Genomic DNA, 17383 nt, shown 5'->3' with positions numbered 1-17383 from the left:
CCAGGCGCTGAGCCGTATCAGGTACACCGCGTTTTGCTGGATTGGGGGCGCTTCGCACCCCAACGCGGGGCAAGCCCGCTCGCCACAACAAGCCTGGTCACCACACTAAGTCTGGTCACCACAAAAACGCCTGCTCACCGCAATAGTCACAGGGCGTGCCAAGGCTTAGCGCCCGGCCGTTTGCACCGGGTACACCGACTCCCACCCACCGCCCAGGGCCTTGTACAAACCGACCATGGCCAGCGACACGTCGGTGGAGCTTTGCACCCATTGCTCCTGAGTCGCCAGCAACGCGCTCTGCACGGTGAGGACGTTGACGAAATCCGCCACGCCTTCGACGTATTGGTGCTGCGCGGTGGTCAGGGCGATCCGGTTCTGGCGCACGGCTTCGGCGAGGCTGTCGCGGCGCAACTGGCTGGCGTTGTAGCGGGTCAATTGGTCGTCGATCTCGTGCCAGGCGCGCAGCACGGTGTGCTGATAGGCCAGCGCCGCTTCCTGCTGCTGGGCTTCGCGCAGCATCAACATGCCCTGCAAGCGGCCGCCATTGAATAGCGGCAGGCTGAACTGCGGGCCGAAGGCAAACGCGCGCGAGCCCCAGGTGCCGAAATCCGCCAGTTGCAGGGCCTGGGTGCCGAGGCTGCCGGACAGGGTGATGCGCGGGTAAAAATCGCCCCTGGCTACGCCGATGTTGGCGGTGGCGGCGTGCAGGCGCGCCTCGGCCTGGCGGATATCCGGGCGGCGCTCGGCCAACTGCGACGGCAGGCCAATGGCGACCTGACGCGGGGTTTGCGGTACGGCGGCGTCTTGGGACAGTTGCGCGTGCAACGCTTGCGGCGGCTCGCCCATCAGCAGGCTGAGGGCGTTGATCAACTGGTCCTGACGTTGTTGCAGCTCCGGCAGGCGCGCTTCGATGGTGGCGACCTGGGCGGCGGCTTCGGCCACGTCCAGATCGGTGGCGACGCCGTCGGCCAGTCGCAGTTGCGAGAGCTTCAGGCTGTGCCGGGCGACGTCGAGGTTCTGCTCGGTGACGGCGCGGGTGTTCTGCACGCCGCGCAGTTGGATGTAGTCCTGGGCGGTCTCGGCCAGCACCGAGAGCAGCACGGCGCGGCGGTCGTCTTCGGCGACTTGCAAGGTGGCGTCGGCGGCTTCGGTTTCACGCTTGACGCGGCCCCAGAAGTCCAGCTCCCAGGCGGCCGAGAAGCCCGTGTCCCATTGGTTGAACGCCGAGCGGCCGTTTTCTCCGGAGGGGTCGTTCAGGCCTTCGCCACTGTTGCGTTTGCGCTGGTAGCCACCGCTTGCCGCGAGGTTGGGGTAACGTCCGGCGGTGGTCACCTGGCGCACGGCGCGGCTTTGCTGCAGACGGCTGCCGGCCAGTTTCAGATCGAGGTTATCGGTGAGGGCGCGACGTGTGAGGGCTGACAGTTGCGCATCACCGAACACGTCCCACCAGCGTTCCTGCAGCGGATCGGCTACCGCGCGGCTGTCCGCCTGACGGCCCTGGGGTTCGCGCCAACGCTCGACATGCGGCCCCTGGGGCGTGTGAAAATCCGGGCCGACGGTGCAGGCGCTCAGGCTGATGACGCTCAAGGCGAGCCAGGCAAGACGTGTCATTGCTGGGCCACCTCACGCGGTTGCGCGACCGGCTGGGTGTCGACGCTGGCCTCCACCGACATGCCCACCCGCAGACGCTCGGTGAGGGGCTGGTCGGGTTCGAGGATGATCTTCACCGGGATGCGCTGCACCACTTTGGTGAAGTTGCCGGTCGCGTTGTCCGGTTTGATCGAGGCGAACGTCACACCGGTAGCCGGCGCCAGGCTTTCCAGATGACCGTTGAGCACCTCACCGTCGAGGCTGTCGACCCGCACCTGCACGGGTTGGCCGGCGTGCATGTGCGACAGCTGGGTTTCCTGGAAATTGGCCACCACATAGGCCTCGCTCAGCGGCACCACGGCGAGCAACTTGCTGCCCGGCGTGACATAGGAGCCGACCCGCACCGCGCGCTCGCCGACCATGCCGTCCACCGGCGCGACGATGCGCGTGTAGGACAACTGATAGCTGGCCATTTCCAATGCCGCCTGGGCGCGCTTGAGCCCTCCTTCGGCTGCATCGCGCTGGGCGCTGAGAATCTCGACCTGCTTGCGTTCGGCCGCCAGCACCGCCGTGGATTTGGCCAGGCGCGCGGTGGCCTGGTCGATGCGGGTTTTGGCTTGCTGGGCGTTCTGCACGGTGCCCGCGCCCACGCCGGCGAGATGGTTGTAGCGGTTCAGTTCGTGCTCGGCGAACGCCACTTCGGCGCGGTCTGCCGCCACGGTGGCCTGGGCCTGGGCGATCACCGAGCCTTGGCGCTCCAGGGTGGCGCCGGCGTTTTCGAGCTGGGCTTGGGCGACCAACGCATCGGCATCGGCGGCCTGGGCGGCGGCGCGAAAATCGCGGTCATCGATCAGCGCCAGCAGTTGGCCTGCCTTGACCTGCTGGTTGTCTTGCACCAGCACCTCTTTGATAAAGCCGGCCACACGCGGGGCGATCAGGGTGAAGTCGGCGGCGACGAAGGCATCGTTGGTGGACTGGCGCCGGCTGCCCAGCAGGCCCGGCGTGACCAGATACACCAGCACGCCTACGGCGAATACAGCGATAACGGAGACGGCAATTTTGTCTTTGCGTTTCATGGGGAGTCCTTGAGGCTACGTCGGTGCGCGAGGCGGATAAATCCGCGTGGGCATCCAGAAAATCAGCAGGATCAACGCCACCGCGACACCGGCCATGAAGACATACAGATCCGAAGAGGTGAGCACCGTGGCCTGCTCGTGCAGGCGCTGAGCCAGGCCCGGCGCATCGCCGTCGGCCAGGGGCGAGTTGCCCAGGCGGTCCACCAGGGTGGTGGAGTGGAAGTGTTCGCGCCGGGTGGTCAGGGTTTCGAGCACTGCGGCGGCAACCACCGCAGACAGGCCCTTGACGGTGTTGAACCAGGCCGAGGCGAACGGCCCCTCAACAGGCTGGATGCTGCCGGTGGAGAGCATCAGCAGCGGCAGAACCGCCATGGGTTGCCCGATGATTTGCAGCAGGTACCAGCCATAGAAGTCGTCGCGAATCCACGCCGAGGTCAGGTGCGAACTGCCCAGACAACTGAGCACCAGCAGGCTCAAACCCACGCCCAGCACCCAGCGGCAATCGACCCGACGCAGGTTGCACAGCGCCGCCACCAGCGGCAGCGCGATCAATTGCGGCAAGGCCATCAGCAACATCACCGGCGCGGTCTGCAGCGGCCTGTAGCCCTGCACCTGAGCAAGGAAACTCGACGGGATGATGATCACCGAGGTGAGCACCATCAGCACCCCAGCCAGCACGATCAGGGCAAACGCCAGGTTGCGCAGGCCGAGCATCTGCACATTGAAAAACGGCAGCGGCTGCGACCACTCATTGAGCAGGAACAGCACCAGCAACAGGGTGCCGCCGCCGAGCAAAAAGGTGATCAGGCCGGACTCGAACCAGTCCAGGCGGTTGCCTTGCAGCAGGCCGATCACCAGCATGCAGAGCGCCGGAAAGCCCAGCAGCAGGCCACGCCAGTTGAACTGCCTGAAGCGCTCCAGGCGCAGCGGGTCCTGCGGCAACCCGTAGGCCACCGCCGCCATCGCCAGCAGGCAGGGCGCGACAATCTGCCAGAACGCCCACTGCCAGCCCACGTACTCGGTCCACAGCGCCGCCAGCGGCGTGCCCAGGCTCGGGCCGAAGGTGGCGGTGAGTGCGTAGCCGGCCAGGCCATACAGCTTGATGTTGGCCGGCAGAAAGCGCAGCGCCACCGACATCAGCATCGGCGGCAATGCGCCGCCGGCCAGGCCTTGCACGGTGCGCAGCAGCAACAGGCTTTCGTAGTTCGGCGCGAACGGGCAGAGGATACCGAGCAGAGTGAACAGGCCGATGGCGCACAGGGTGAAGCGACGCAGGGAGAAGGTCACCGCGCACCAGGGCGCAAAGGCCATGGCCGCCACGGAGGTAGCGGTGTAGGCCGCGACCAGCCAGGTGCCTTCGTCATAGCCGATGAACAGCGCGCCACGGATGTCGGCGAGGGCGATCTTGGTGACCATGTCGTTGAGGCCGGACACCAGCACCGCCAGTAACACACCGACCAGGCCGATGATGATGCGCGGGCCGAACACCGGCGGGTCAAGCGCGACAGGTTTGGCTGCGGCCTGCAGGGCGGGGGCAGCGAGGGAAGTCATGTACGGTAACTCGGGTTGTTAAGCACCCGAGCAGTTTAGGGGGGTGTACACATGACAAAAAGTTACTTATTGGCAGGGTATAACTGCGTACAACGCAATCCATGTGGGAGGGTCAGGTGGGCTGGGCTTCGAGCCAGGTGGCCTGGCAGCTTTCGCGAAAGGTTTCGCGCAGCCATTTATGCGCCGGGTCCTTGTCGAAACGCGGGTGCCAGGATTGGGTCAGCACCAAAGTCGGCAGCGAGATTGGCAAGGCAAAAGCACGCAGCGGCAGGTTCAGCCGCTTGACGCTCAGGAGCGCTTCCTTGGGCACCGGCAGCAGCAGGTCGGAGTCGGGCAGCATGAACATCGCGCCGTGAAACCCGGGGGCAATCATCGCCACCCGACGCTCCAGGCCTTGTGCGTTCAAGGCGGTGTCGATCGGCCCGCGCGCGATGCCCCGGCGCGAGATGCTGATATGGGAATAACCGGCAAACCGTGCGGCGGTGATGTCCCCGTCGAACAAGGGGTGGCCTTCTCGCGCCAGCCCGACGAAGGTGGTGGAAAAGAGGTTCTGCACCTTCACTTCAGGGGTGACGGGCAGCGTGTTGCTCACCCGCAGGTCCAGGCGCCCTTCGCGCAGAGCCTCGTCGTCGGTGTCGCCTTCGGGCACGAAGTACAGCTCGCACAGTGGCGCCATGCGCTCCATGGTGTCGAACAGACGACCGCCATACACGCCGATGAAGAAGTCGTTGGCTCGCACGCTGAAGCGACGCCGTAAGGTGCTCAAATCCACCTGGTCGGCCGAGCGAAACAACAGCGCGGCCTGTTCCACCACGTTGCGCACCTGGCCTTGCAGTTGCAGCGCCTTGGGCGTGGGCACCAGGCCGCGTCCGGCGCGCACCAGGATCGGGTCGCCCACCGCCTCGCGGATACGTGTGAGGGTGCGGCTCATGGCCGCCGGGCTGAGGTTCATCCGCCGTGCGGCGCCGACCACGCTGCCTTCATCGAGCAGTGTGTCGAGGGCGACCAGCAGGTTCATGTCCGGTAATTGCATGCCAGGCACTCGCGGTCTTGAAAGGGTGAATGGACCGCAATCCTAACAGGGATGGCCGGCCTATCGCTGCATGCCCCAGCGTTTCACGGTGAGCCGCTCGAACGTGTCGAACACCAGGTTTTCCACCAGCAGGCCGATCAGAATCACCACGGCCAGGCCGGCGAATACCTTGTCGGTGTACAGCTCGTTGCGGTTCTGGAAGATGTACCAGCCCAGCCCGCCCTTGCCGCTGGTGGCGCCAAACACCAGCTCGGCGGCGATCAAGGTGCGCCAGGCAAAGGCCCAGCCGATTTTGAGGCCGGCCAGGATCGATGGCAGCGCGGCCGGGATCAGAATGAACAGCACGAAGCGCATGCCCTTGAGGCCGTAGTTGCGACCGGCCATGCGCAGGGTGTCGGACACGCCGAGAAACCCCGAATAGGTATTGAGCGCCAGCGCCCACAGCACCGAATGCACCAACACGAAGATCAGGCTGTTCTGGCCCAGGCCGAACCACAACAGCGCCAGCGGCAGCAGGGCAATCGCCGGCAGCGGGTTGAACATCGAGGTCAGCGTGCTCAACAAGTCGCGGCCCAGTTGCGTCGAGACGGCAAGCGTGGTCAGGGCCAAGGCCAGCACGATGCCGATCAGGTAGCCCTTGATCAGCACCGCCAGGGAAATGCTGACCTTGCTGAGCAGTTCACCGCTGAGCAGACCGTCGTACAACGCTTGGAAGGTCTGCAAGAAGCTCGGCAGCAGCAGGTCGTTGTTCTGATAGCGCGCCACAGACTCCCAAATGATCGCGAGCACGATCAGGATCAAGCCCTTGCGCAGCCAACCTTGTTGCCACAGGCGCTGGCGCAGCGGCAATGCGCGTTCCACCGGCACACTGAGCAGCGGTTCGAGGGTTATTTCGTATTCCTGGCGCATGGGGCAACCCTCTAGTAAGCGATGCGAATATCGGCGAAACCCAACTCGCGTTCGGCCTCGGGCGCTTCATCGAACAGCAGACGATGAATGCGCCGCGCCGAGGCCTGAAAGTCCACACCGCCGAGGCTGTGCAGGTCGTATTGATGGCTGTGGATTTCCGCGCGCACGCGCCCCGGGTGGGGCGACAGCAGGAGGATGCGGTTGCCGACCACCAGCGCTTCTTCGATGGAGTGGGTGACGAACAGCAGGGTGAAGCGCACCTCTTCCCAGAGCAGCAGCAGTTCTTCCTGCATCTTGCGTCGGGTAAGGGCGTCGAGGGCGGCGAAGGGTTCGTCCATCAGCAGGATTTTCGGCTGCATGGCCAGGGCACGGGCGATGGCCACGCGGGCTTTCATGCCGCCGGACAAGGTGTGCGGGTAGGCATCGGCGAAGGCACTGAGGCCGACTTTGTCGAGGTAGTGCAGCGCGCGTTCTTCGGCCTCACGGCGCTTGAGGGTCCTGGACGCCAGCAACGGGAACATCACGTTCTGTTTGACGGTTTTCCAGGGCGGCAGTTGGTCGAATTCCTGGAACACCACGATGCGATCCGGACCCGGTTGCTCGACTTTGTGCCCCAGCAAGCGAATCTCGCCTTCACTGGGTTTGATAAAACCGGCGATGGACTTGAGCAGCGTGGATTTGCCGCAGCCCGAGGGGCCGAGCAACACGTAGCGATCGGCCGGGTCGATCTCGAAACTGACCTGGTGCGTGGCGCGCACCACCCGCTCCGGGGTGCGGTATTCGAGGCTGACGTTGTCCACCGCCAACAGCGGTTGGGCGGTGCTCAGGTTGCTGGCCGCGTGGCCTGGCAAAGGCGCGTTCATTTCAACTCTCGTGCAATAAGGTTCAGAAAGGCGCATCGCCCTGGATGGTGGTGCGGAACAATTTGCGCCGCAGGTGGCTCGGGCAACCGGCGGCCAGGTGGATCAGCGAGCGGTTGTCCCAGAACACCATGTCGTGGGGTTGCCATCGATGGCGGTAGATGTTTTCCGGCAGCACGCTGTGGGCATAGAGCTGGGCCAGCAGGTCGCGGCTTTCGTCTTCGGGCAGGCCGACGATGCGGGTGGTGAACCCCTCACTGACGAACAGCGCCTTGCGGCCGTTTTCCGGGTGGGTGCGCACGATGGGGTGCACCACTTCCGCCACCTGGGCCAACTGCTCCGGGGTGAGCGTCGGGCGCCAGTTACCTTCGAATTTGGTTTCGCTGTAGCGCGCCGTGTAGGAATGCGCGGCGCTGCGGCCTTGCACGGCGTTGCGCAGGTGCTCGGGCAACAGGTCCCAGGCTTTGTGCATGTCGGCAAACAGGGTGTCGCCGCCTTCGGAAGGCAGCTCCTGGGCGTGCAGCATCGAACCCAGGCTCGGCAGTTCCTTGTAGGAGAGGTCCGAATGCCAGAATTTACCGGCATCGCCCAAGCCGATGGATTGGCCGTTTTCCATGATGTTGGAAACGATCAGGATTTCCGGGTGATTGGCCAGCAGGAACTGTTTGAGTACGTGAATTTGCAATACACCGAAACGGCGGCTGAAGGCGATCTGTTGAGCGGGCGTAATGCGCTGGTCGCGAAATACCACGACGTGATGGTCCAGATGCGCGCGGTGAATGCGCGCGAAATCCTCGTCGCTGACCGGGTGAGAAAGGTCCAGACCAATGACCTCGGCACCGACGCTGCCGGACAGTGGACGAATCTCGAACGCTTGAGGGGTGAGGGTCGCTGTTGGCACAGTAGAGGTGGCGGACATGAACTGACTCCCGGTCGGACAGGAGAGCAACTTTATAGACATAAGAACGCTATTTTAAATACCATTAGTGAATATCTATAGACGCTAATGTGTCGATGAACAGGCTGGGGCGGGTAAGCTGCGCAAAAGCGGCAAATCATTAATTTGACGAAGTCATGTAAGACGTCGCAAACCTGGGCGTGGGGGCCAAGAACCCCTTGTTTAAGCCATTACAAGCCGAAAACCTTGCTCGTTTGACAAGTTTTGGGGCGGTCTCTAGTGTGCTTTGGATCCAATTAGCCATACTCATTTTAAAAAGGGAGGAGAGCGTAGCCGTGACGCAGAAACCGAACCTGTTGAACAGCATTAAGGTCAGTGGACCCATTCCCGCTCATCTTGCTCGTTCCGTAATTGAAGAAACCTTGCGCAACGCGATTCTCGATGGCCGTTTACCGTGCGGCACCGCTATGCGCCAGCAGGAACTGGCCAGCCTGTTCGGCGTCAGCCGTATGCCGGTGCGTGAAGCCTTGCGCCAGCTGGAGGCGCAGTCATTGCTGCACGTGGTGACGCATAAAGGCGCTGTGGTGGCGCCCTTGATCGAAGACAACTCGGCTGAAACCTACGCCTTGCGCATCCTGCTGGAGTCAGAAGCCCTGCGCCTGTCGATTCCGTTGCTCACCGAGGCCGACATTGCCGAGGCCGAGACATTGATCAACGCCCTGGAACGGGAAAAAGACTATACCGAGATCGGACGCCTGAACCGTCTGTTCCACATGGCGCTGTATGGCAAGGCGCCCAATCAGCGGCTGCTCAAGCTGGTCGAACATGGCCTGAATGAAGAAGAACGCTTCCTGCGCTTCAATCTGGAGGCGATGGGGCTGGGTGAGACGTCTCAGGAAGACCACCGCGAACTGCTGAGCCTGGTGGCGCAGAAGAAGACCGATGAGAGCATCCTCACCCTGCGCAATCACCTGACGCGAGGGATGGAAGTTATATCCGCCTATCTCAATGGCCTTGAAACAGCCGCTAAGTAAAGCTCATGCCGTTCGGGGCGCCCTTGCCATCAAGGGCAGGCCCTGCCGACACAACTTGCTTGAGCCTGCGCAGGTTAAAGAAACTTCCCACACTTAAGTAAATAACTCCCTCACAACACGTATTTTCTCGAAAAACTTTTAATATGATTTGCAAGCTCATCCAAACGTTTAATCCGCTTATTATCCTGCGCCACTAAACCAGACACTTAAACCGGCCGCGCAAGTCCATGCCTTCGAAAATGCGCCGCTACGCGCTCGGCCCGGTAAAAATCCTGACTGTCTAGTTCAAAACCAATAAAGCCGTTCTGCGTTCAGCGCAGTCGCAACAAATTTATAGGCATCAACCATGTATCGAACTTTAATTGAGCAGAAAAAACTGCAGCTATGCAGTCATCCTTTATTTAATGAAATAACTTCACTCAGAAAGTTACAACTTTTTATGCAGAGCCATGTATTTGCTGTATGGGACTTCATGAGCCTCACCAAACGCCTGCAACGGGACCTGGCTGGCACGCAGTTGCCCTGGCTCCCTCCCACCGACCCTCAGGCCGCTCGGCTGATCAATGAGATCGTGCTGGGTGAGGAGTCGGATGAACATCCTGGCGCAGGCTATTGCAGCCATTTCGAGTTGTACCGTGAGGGCATGCTTGAAACAGGTGCCAGCACTGTCGCCATCGATCGTTTCATCACGCTTCAACGCCAGGGGGTAGACGCTCACGTTGCGTTGCAATCTTTAGAGATTTTGCCCGGCATGGCGCGGTTTGTCGGCAGCACGCTGCACACCGTGCTCGACGCACCTACCCACTGCGTTGCGGCAGCCTTCCTGCACGGCCGTGAGAGCGTGATACCGGCCATGTTTGCACGCCTGTTGCAAGGCAGCGCGGCCTTGATCAGCCAGGCGCCGATGCTGCGCCATTATCTCAATCGTCACATTCAATTGGACGCCGAGGACCATGAACCCGGCGCGCAGGCGATGCTTGAGCGCCTGATCAGTGGGGACGTGCATCGCCGGCAACAGGCTGAAGCGTTCGCCTTGAGCGCGATTGAGCAACGGATCCATTTCTGGGACGACCTTCGAACCTCGCTGCAGGAGGCGCATCCATGAGTATCACCGATCACTGCGCCTTCGCTGACGATTGGGAGCACCGCGCAACCGTGCGCACGCGCCCGCGCCGTCTGCTGGAAAACGATGACAAATTGATCTTCCCGCTGTGCCGCCAGCCGCTGGTATTGAGTGCGACGTTCGTCGAACACTGCGCGCAATGGCGAGACTTTGTGCTGGTACAAAGCTTTTACAAATACATCAATGATGTAGTGATTTTCGAGACTGAAATTGTCGACAGGACCGCCCGCAGCATTGCCAAGGATCGCTTCACGCCACCCTTCCCCCTGGCCTGTCGCTACGACGCAATGTCCGTCGTGGTGGACGAGGATTACCACGCACTGGTGGCATTGGATTTCCTGCATCAGACCCTGAGCATGACCGGCATCCAGCCCCTCGAACTGCCCAGGCAGATCGAACTCAGCCGCGCGCTGCCGGCAGCGCAGGCACAGGCGCCTGCTCATCTGCGCGATGCCGTGGAGTTGATTGGTGTGGCGATTGCCGAAAACACCGTGACCCATGAGGTGGCGGCTTTTTCCAGGGACGAAAGTGTCAAGTCGTCCATCCGCGGCATGATGGCCGATCACCTGTTCGACGAAGGCCGCCATGCCCGTTTCTGGACAAATCTGGTGCATCTGTATTGGCAGGCGGCCAGCCCGGCTGATCGCGACAGCATCGCTCATGTGCTGCCGACGTTTCTAATGCATTACTTGACCAACGATCTGCAAAAAACCTTCGACCTGCAGTTGATCGAACATCTGGGTGTCAGCGCGCGCATCCGTGAGGCCTTGAAAGACGAGGTGGAGGCACTGGCGTTTCCCATCACCCGCCAGCACCCCTTGGTTGGCAACATCATGACGTTTTTGCAGCACAGCGGTCTGCTCCAGACGCCCAGCGTGGCAGCGGCCGTGGATGACTATCTGTCGCCGGCCGGGAGAGCGGCATGAGGTGCCTGACAGTGGGATGGGTCGGCGCCAGCAAGGCGCTGAATGCTGTGCGGGCAGAGCTGGAAGACTATGGTCATCGCAGCGCAGACGAGGGCGTTGATCTGGTGATCGACGACGGCGGCCAGCCGTTGCCGATGCGATTGGCGGGAACGCCGCGCCTGAGCCTGCGACTGGGCATTGGCTCACCGACCGAGTCTGGATTACCTGTAGTGCAGTTGCGCAGCTACAACCATGACCATTGCCTGGTGAGCGTGCTGGACGTGGCCGAAGAGCCCAGCGGGAATGGCCATCAATTGTGTCGCCGAGCGACACGCGCGCTGGTGGAGTGGGTGGCGCTGCAGGTGAGTCGCCTTGCACGCGATCCGCAGCTGTGTGTTTCGCCAGCCGTTGCCAACGACTGGCCTGACCAGGACTTGCAGAGTCTGGATGCACTGGCCTACCTGCATCGGTTCAATCGCACGGCAGACCCGGCGCTACTGCGGGCGGCGCAAGTGCCGATGATCGAGCGACTGCAGGCCAGCCTCATTACCTTCGCCGAGCGCCCCGCGCTGTATATAGCGGGCGAGGTCGTTACTTACCGGCAACTGCAGACGCAGGCCTGGGCGATCCAGCAAAGACTGGCAGTACTGCTGGAGGGTGTTGAAGGGTCAGCGATCGTCGGGGTCTGTCTGGAAAAGTCAGTTGCACTGTACGCGAGCATCCTTGCGATTCTTGGCTGCGGCGCGGTGTACCTGCCAGTGGCTGCGGAGCATCCTCTCCGGCGCCAGCAGGCCATGCTGGAAAGCGCAGGCGCCCGTGTGTTGCTCGATGAGGGCCACCACCCGCTGCGTGAATACTTCACGGCGCTGGATGTGCGTGGTTGCGACCTGCAAGATGCTGCGCCACCGCTGCCGGCCCCTCGGCCAGACCCAAGCGCTCCGTGCATCATGCTCTTCACGTCCGGCACCAGTGGCCGACCAAAAGGCGTGCGGCTCAGCCAGGACAACCTGGCGCACTTCACCGCCTGGTTCTGTGGTTGCATGGGGTTGAGTGAACAGAGCCGTGTGCTGCAGTTTGCCGCGTTGCACTTTGATGCATCGCTAATGGATATTTTCCCGAGTCTGATGGCCGGCGCGCAGTTGATCATTCCCGGCGAGGCGCAGCGGCGTGACCCACAGCAACTGGTGGAATTGATTCGCCAGCAGCACATCACCCACGCATTCCTGCCACCGGCGCTGCTCGGTATCCTGCCGCTGGATGAGCCGCTGGGCCTGACCCACCTGCTGACGGGTGGCGAAGCATGCGAACCTCATGTCATCGAACGCCTGGCCGGGCAGTACCACCTGCACAACCTCTACGGCCCCACCGAAGCCACGGTACTGGTGACGCATCGCGTGCTGCAGCGCACAGATAGCAATACGAATGTTGGGCGTCCGATCGCCAATAGTCAGGTGCTGATTCTCGATGAGGACATGAAGCCCGTGGATGAGCAGGTCATGGGCGAGTTGTATATCGTCGGACCCGGGGTGAGCCTGGGGTACTTGAGCGCCACGCCAGTACTCGACAGTCCCTTTGTCGAGCTGACACTGCCGGACGCTCAGGTTGTCAGGGCGTACCGCAGTGGTGACCTCGCGAAATGGACGGACGACGGCATACAACTCGGCGGACGCCGTGATGATCGGGTAAAGATCCGTGGGGTGCGGGTCGAGCCGCAGGAGATCGAGCAATGCCTGCGCGACAGTCAGCTGTTTCGTCAGGTTGCGGTGGTGATCGAGCGCGACGGCAGGATTCGTGGGGTAGTCGCTCATCCGGAGGGCAACGCTACGCTGGTCGACCTCAAGCAACACGCGCGGCAGTGGTTGCCTGATTATCTGCAACCCCAGGTGTGGGCCGAACTGCCTGCCCTGCCCTGCTCCGGCAGCGGAAAGATCGACCGTCAGGCCTTGCTGGCGTTGCCGGTTCAAACCTCATTGGCTGGCGATGGCCGCACTGCGCATACGCCACTTCAACGGCAACTGGCGCGGCTATGGGGTGAATTGCTGCGGGTGCCTGTGGATGATCTGGGGCTGGATGACAGCTTCTTCACCCTCGGTGGCCACTCCATTTTGCTGTCGACTCTGTTGCTGAGAATTCGTGAACAATTCGGCCGCAGTGTGCCGCTCAATCGCTTCTTCGAAAGGCCGACGATCAACACCCTCGCCTTGCTGATGGAGAACAGTGCGCTGCCCGATGCCGCATCCAGCCAGGCTGTGCGCGATGCGCAAACTGAACAGGTGCTGGCGGTGCTGCCCGGGACACGGGCTGGCGATCGGCGCAAAGTGATTGTGACGGGCGCCAACAGTTTTATTGGCATACATGTCGTCGAAGCATTGCTGGCAGGGGGCGCAACAGAGATCGCATGCCTGGTGCGTGAGTTGCCGGGCCAACCGGCCGCAACGAGATTGAACCAGGCATTGAAGGAGTATCGCCTGGAGCATCTGGACATGAGCAGGGTGCGGGTGTACGCCGCCAATGTCAGCCAGCCACGCCTGGGTCTGGCCTGCGACGTGTATGACGCGCTCGCAAGGGAGTTTGGCGTGCTGGTGCACAACGCGGCACAGGTCAACCACGTGATGGACTATGCGTTGTTGGCACCGGACAACGTCCACCCCGTTCGGGAATGTTTGCGCCTGTGCGAGACTCACTGCAAGAAAGTCATGAACTTCATCTCAACGCTGTCGGCCTGCAGCAGCATCGATACGGGCGGCCACGTTCTGGAGTCACCGGCGGCGGCGACACTGCCGATCTACGTCAAGAATGGCTACAACCTCTCCAAGTGGGTGGCTGAGCGGCTATTGGGGCGTGCGGTGGCGCAAGGCGCGTGGGTCAACATATTGCGTCCGGGCAACATCGGTTTCAACAGCCGCAACGGTGTTTGCCAACCCCGGAAAAATCGCCTGATGCTGATGCTCAAGGGCTCGCTGCAACTGGGTCTGGTGCCTCGACTGGAGGTGAACTTCGACCTGATGCCGGTGGACTTTTTTGCGCGTTTTCTCGCTTTTCACTGCGGCCAGTTCGACAGCGAGCGCAACGTCTTCAACTTGCACAACCCACAGCCGCTGAGTTGGGACAACTACCTTGATGCGTTCTGCCAGGCAGGGCATACCTTCGACCGTGTCAGTGTTGCGCACTGGCAACAGGCGTTGCGAACAGTTGATCGGGACAACGCGTTGTTCGGGGTGCTGGGGTTTTATCTGGATGGGCCGGGCGAAGACATCGGCGACACCTCAATGATCCGTCATGACAACGCACGTCATGGTGTGGAAAAGATGGGCGCGCACTACCCCGAAAAGACTTCGGCGCTGCTTCGCCAGGGCTGCGACTACCTCAAGGCTGTCGGCTTTCTGTGAACTGCTTTAAGGACCTTTTCATGAAACCACTACAACCGGATACGTTAATCCGAAATCCGTGTGCGGCACCGGTACAGGCCTGCGTTATCGTCGAGTGCGAAGCGGCTCGCCTGTGGGCCTTGGTCGGTCACTTTGCAGGTTTTGATACTTTTATTCCGGCCCTGTCACATATAGAAATGACCGGCTCGGGCATCGGTGCCTTGCGCACCAAATTTTTTCACGACGGTCACTGCGTGGTTGAACAACTCAACAGCCGGGATGAAGCCGCCATGCACATGACCTGGACTACGATCTACAACACCATGGGTATAGCGCGCCTGTGGGCGGCGATGAGCGTCGAGGCGCTGGACGACGGTCGCTCCAGAGCAACCTGGACGATCATCGGTGAACCGGTTGAAGCCACCCAGGCGCAATTTGATGCGTTTGCACAAGCGTTTGCCGACAGTGCGCTGGAGAATGTGCGCCGGATAGTCGGCTGAACAGCAGGAGCGAGCGCACTCGCTCCTGCTTTGCACTCGAAAGTCAGAGCTTGAAGCTGTCAACCAACTGCTTCAATCGGCTGGCCTGCTGGGAGAGCGCATCGCAGTCCCGCAATGTTTCATTGAGGTTGACCACGCCCTGCTGGTTCAGCAGGTTGATCTGGTTGATATCAACGTTGAGGCTTTCTACCACGGCGGTCTGCTCCTCGGTGGCGGCGGCCACTGATTGGTTCATGCCGTCGATCTCGACAATTCGCTGCGTCACGCTGACCAGCCGCTCGCCGGCCTGGTTGGCCACTTCGACGCTCTCTTCGCTGGAAGCCTGGCTGGCGTTCATGGTGGTTACCGCTTCACGCGAGCCCACTTGCAGCGAGGTGATCATTTTATGGATCTCTTCAGCCGACTCCTGAGTGCGGTGAGCGAGGTTGCGCACCTCATCAGCGACTACGGCAAAGCCGCGACCTGCCTCGCCGGCCCGCGCCGCTTCGATCGCCGCATTGAGCGCGAGCAGGTTGGTTTGCTGGGAGATACCTTTGATCACATCGAGAATGTGGCCGATGTTGTCGGTGCTGGCATTCAGCGTTTCGATCTGAGTGCAGGACAGGCTGATTTTTTGCGACAACTGCGACATTGCCAGGATGGTTTGCTCAACCACTTTGCGTCCGCCATCCGCTTGCTCGCTGGCACCGCTGGCATGCTGCGAGGCGTCTGCGGCGTTACGCGCGATTTCCTGCGTGGCGGCGCCCAGCTCGTTGATCGCGGCGGCTACGCTGTTGGTGCGGGCGCTCTGCTCGTCGGATCCGATGATGGAGGCGTTGGACGAGGCCATCACGCGTTGGGACAGGTCGTGTACCTGACGCGTCGCCGAGGACACCTCGGAAATGGAGGCGTGGATTCGCTCAACGAACTGGTTGAAGGCACTGCCCACCTCGCCAAACTCGTCTTTGCTGGTCACATTCAAGCGGCGAGTGAGGTCACCTTCACCCTGGGCGATGTCCTTCATTGCCGCGCCCATGGTGGTCAGGGGCCGCAGTAGCACTTGAATAAGCAGGCTCAGGAGCACGGCAATCGCTACCACAGCGATCACCATGGCAATCAGAGCTGAAGTGCGGAATCTGCCCAGGGGTGCGTAAGCCTTTTCTTTGTCGATCGACAGACCGATATACCAATCCGCGCCTGGCAAGCCGCTGATAGGCGTGAACGACAGGATGCGGTCCTGACCGTTGAGGACGACGTCCTGGTTGACCTTGTCGATGCGCAGGCTGGTGCCTGGGTAGATATCCTTGAGGTTCTTCATCACCTGGTCCTCGTCCGGGCTGACGATGACTTGGCCGTCGGCGCTGACCAGGAACGCATGACCAATGCCACCGAAGTCCACGGCATTGATGATCTTCACCAGGGTCTGCAGGCTCAGATCTCCACCGACAACGCCCAAGAGCTCACCATTCTTCTTGACCGGCATGGCGATGGTGACGATCTGCCCACCCACCGCGGCCATATAGGGCGGTGTGAGCATGGGCTTATCGACGGTTACAGCTTGTTTGTACCAAGGACGCTGACGCGGGTCGTAGCCATCTGGCATCTTGGCGTCAGGCCGCTGCGTGAACACGCCGTTGGTTTGGCCTACGTAGGTGAATTGAAAATTTGAGGTGAGTGCAGGCTGATCAACCAAACCAGGAAGGTCGGCAGTTGCGCCTTGGTGTGCGATGTTTTGCGCCAGGTTCTCGAGGACTAGTACGCGGCCGCTGAGCCAGTTCTGCACACTGCTGGCGGTGAGTTCACCAGACTGCTGGATGGACGACTCCAGATTTTGTTTGATGGTACTGCGCTGTAGGTAGTCGTTGTAAAGCGTGAATAACGCGAAGGCCAGAACAACAACACCTGACGCGGCCAGCAGGATTTTATGACTGAACTTGAGATTCATTTTTTAGACTTCTTTTGCCAAAGGGGTGAGCGTGCCGCGTGGAACGTTCCATGTAGCGCTATAGGCATGCTCTTCGGCCGCTCTATCTCGGGGCACGCGTGGCTCGTCAGGCTTTCGGCAGGGACTGGGGAAAGCTTGAGATGTATTCTCATTTCCTACACGACAGCCGACCAATGGTTATCGTATAAGTACTGTCATGCTCAAGTGATATGGGTGAGCCAAAGTCCTGATCCAGGTCTTTAAACGACAAAACCCCTGTCTGCGCTAGCAGACAGGGGTTCTGGAATTCAATCTTGACGATGACCTACTCTCACATGGGGAAACCCCACACTACCATCGGCGATGCATCGTTTCACTGCTGAGTTCGGGATGGGATCAGGTGGTTCCAATGCTCTATGGTCGTCAAGAAATTCTGTGTACCAGAGCGTTGTACAAACCAACACGCCGGTGAAAATTCATGGACTTCTACAAAAACAAAACCCCATCTGCTTTCGCAGATGGGGTTTCGGAATTTAATCTTGACGATGACCTACTCTCACATGGGGAAACCCCACACTACCATCGGCGATGCATCGTTTCACTGCTGAGTTCGGGATGGGATCAGGTGGTTCC

Annotated in this window: 13 protein-coding genes and 2 rRNA genes; 5 read left to right on the top strand and 10 right to left on the bottom strand. The window is 61.1% G+C overall.

The genetic code is table 11. From position 1 onward, the window contains the following. Positions 1-165: 165 nt before the first annotated feature. The 7 genes from TU75_RS24735 to TU75_RS24705 form a co-directional block, all read right to left on the bottom strand. On the bottom strand, positions 166-1611 hold the full coding sequence (locus tag TU75_RS24735; protein ID WP_060550437.1) for an efflux transporter outer membrane subunit: 1446 nt from the start codon (positions 1609-1611) through the stop codon (positions 166-168). Next, positions 1608-2666, bottom strand: coding sequence for an HlyD family secretion protein (locus TU75_RS24730; RefSeq protein ID WP_060550436.1), 1059 nt, complete (start codon positions 2664-2666; stop codon positions 1608-1610). The genes TU75_RS24735 and TU75_RS24730 overlap by 4 nt, the downstream gene beginning before the upstream one ends. A 15-nt stretch (positions 2667-2681) precedes the next feature. Next, complete coding sequence (locus TU75_RS24725) at positions 2682-4217, bottom strand: MFS transporter (RefSeq protein WP_060550435.1); 1536 nt, start codon at positions 4215-4217, stop codon at positions 2682-2684. A gap of 112 nt (positions 4218-4329) precedes the next feature. Then, entirely contained in the window at positions 4330-5250 is a 921-nt protein-coding gene (locus TU75_RS24720) for a LysR family transcriptional regulator (RefSeq protein ID WP_060550434.1), read from the bottom strand. A gap of 60 nt (positions 5251-5310) precedes the next feature. Next, the gene (locus tag TU75_RS24715) at positions 5311-6159 is read right to left on the bottom strand and encodes an ABC transporter permease (RefSeq protein ID WP_003231025.1); all 849 of its coding nucleotides are present in this window, start codon (positions 6157-6159) and stop codon (positions 5311-5313) included. Between the two features lie 11 nt (positions 6160-6170). Next, positions 6171-7022 (bottom strand): ABC transporter ATP-binding protein, encoded by an 852-nt coding sequence (locus TU75_RS24710; protein ID WP_003231027.1) that lies wholly within the window; start codon positions 7020-7022, stop codon positions 6171-6173. A gap of 22 nt (positions 7023-7044) precedes the next feature. Then, positions 7045-7938, bottom strand: coding sequence for a TauD/TfdA dioxygenase family protein (locus TU75_RS24705; protein ID WP_060550433.1), 894 nt, complete (start codon positions 7936-7938; stop codon positions 7045-7047). A gap of 314 nt (positions 7939-8252) precedes the next feature. On the opposite strand from TU75_RS24705, the gene TU75_RS24700 reads away from it, so the two are divergent. The 5 genes from TU75_RS24700 (at position 8253) to TU75_RS24680 (ending at position 14847) form a co-directional block, all read left to right on the top strand. Beyond that, entirely contained in the window at positions 8253-8951 is a 699-nt protein-coding gene (locus tag TU75_RS24700) for a GntR family transcriptional regulator (protein WP_003231031.1), read from the top strand. A gap of 346 nt (positions 8952-9297) precedes the next feature. Further along, entirely contained in the window at positions 9298-10056 is a 759-nt protein-coding gene (locus TU75_RS24695) for a DUF3050 domain-containing protein (protein WP_082630563.1), read from the top strand. Further along, on the top strand, positions 10053-11000 hold the full coding sequence (locus tag TU75_RS24690; RefSeq protein ID WP_015373432.1) for a diiron oxygenase: 948 nt from the start codon (positions 10053-10055) through the stop codon (positions 10998-11000). The genes TU75_RS24695 and TU75_RS24690 overlap by 4 nt, the downstream gene beginning before the upstream one ends. Next, the gene (locus tag TU75_RS24685; protein WP_060550431.1) at positions 10997-14368 is read left to right on the top strand and encodes an amino acid adenylation domain-containing protein; all 3372 of its coding nucleotides are present in this window, start codon (positions 10997-10999) and stop codon (positions 14366-14368) included. Before TU75_RS24690 ends, TU75_RS24685 begins: the two co-directional genes overlap by 4 nt. A 20-nt stretch (positions 14369-14388) precedes the next feature. Then, the gene (locus tag TU75_RS24680; RefSeq protein WP_060550430.1) at positions 14389-14847 is read left to right on the top strand and encodes an SRPBCC family protein; all 459 of its coding nucleotides are present in this window, start codon (positions 14389-14391) and stop codon (positions 14845-14847) included. Between the two features lie 43 nt (positions 14848-14890). Here TU75_RS24680 and TU75_RS24675 read toward each other — a convergent pair whose 3' ends face one another. The 3 genes from TU75_RS24675 to rrf (TU75_RS24665) all read right to left on the bottom strand — a co-directional run. Continuing rightward, positions 14891-16771, bottom strand: coding sequence for a methyl-accepting chemotaxis protein (locus tag TU75_RS24675; RefSeq protein WP_003231043.1), 1881 nt, complete (start codon positions 16769-16771; stop codon positions 14891-14893). 291 nt (positions 16772-17062) lie between these two features. After that, a 5S ribosomal RNA gene (rrf, locus tag TU75_RS24670) occupies positions 17063-17178 on the bottom strand. A 109-nt stretch (positions 17179-17287) separates the two neighbouring features. Further along, positions 17288-17383, bottom strand: a 5S ribosomal RNA gene (gene rrf, locus TU75_RS24665); the annotation flags it as partial.

Origin of the sequence: Pseudomonas poae (assembly GCF_001439785.1) — a bacterium.
GTDB classification, from domain to species: Bacteria; Pseudomonadota; Gammaproteobacteria; order Pseudomonadales; family Pseudomonadaceae; genus Aquipseudomonas; species Aquipseudomonas poae.
Note: the sequence above shows the minus strand (reverse complement) of the source record. Positions and strands in the feature narration are given on the sequence as shown.

Excerpts from the sequence above, each read along its gene's own strand:
- TU75_RS24710 (WP_003231027.1), bottom strand. The coding sequence starts at position 7,022 with ATGAACGCGCCTTTGCCAGGCCACGCGGCCAGCAACCTGAGCACCGCC.
- TU75_RS24690 (WP_015373432.1), top strand. The coding sequence starts at position 10,053 with ATGAGTATCACCGATCACTGCGCCTTCGCTGACGATTGGGAGCACCGC.
- TU75_RS24715 (WP_003231025.1), bottom strand. The coding sequence starts at position 6,159 with ATGCGCCAGGAATACGAAATAACCCTCGAACCGCTGCTCAGTGTGCCG.
- TU75_RS24705 (WP_060550433.1), bottom strand. The coding sequence starts at position 7,938 with ATGTCCGCCACCTCTACTGTGCCAACAGCGACCCTCACCCCTCAAGCG.
- TU75_RS24720 (WP_060550434.1), bottom strand. The coding sequence starts at position 5,250 with ATGCAATTACCGGACATGAACCTGCTGGTCGCCCTCGACACACTGCTC.
- TU75_RS24685 (WP_060550431.1), top strand. The coding sequence starts at position 10,997 with ATGAGGTGCCTGACAGTGGGATGGGTCGGCGCCAGCAAGGCGCTGAAT.
- TU75_RS24735 (WP_060550437.1), bottom strand. The coding sequence starts at position 1,611 with ATGACACGTCTTGCCTGGCTCGCCTTGAGCGTCATCAGCCTGAGCGCC.
- TU75_RS24725 (WP_060550435.1), bottom strand. The coding sequence starts at position 4,217 with ATGACTTCCCTCGCTGCCCCCGCCCTGCAGGCCGCAGCCAAACCTGTC.
- TU75_RS24675 (WP_003231043.1), bottom strand. The coding sequence starts at position 16,771 with ATGAATCTCAAGTTCAGTCATAAAATCCTGCTGGCCGCGTCAGGTGTT.
- TU75_RS24730 (WP_060550436.1), bottom strand. The coding sequence starts at position 2,666 with ATGAAACGCAAAGACAAAATTGCCGTCTCCGTTATCGCTGTATTCGCC.
- TU75_RS24680 (WP_060550430.1), top strand. The coding sequence starts at position 14,389 with ATGAAACCACTACAACCGGATACGTTAATCCGAAATCCGTGTGCGGCA.
- TU75_RS24695 (WP_082630563.1), top strand. The coding sequence starts at position 9,298 with ATGTATCGAACTTTAATTGAGCAGAAAAAACTGCAGCTATGCAGTCAT.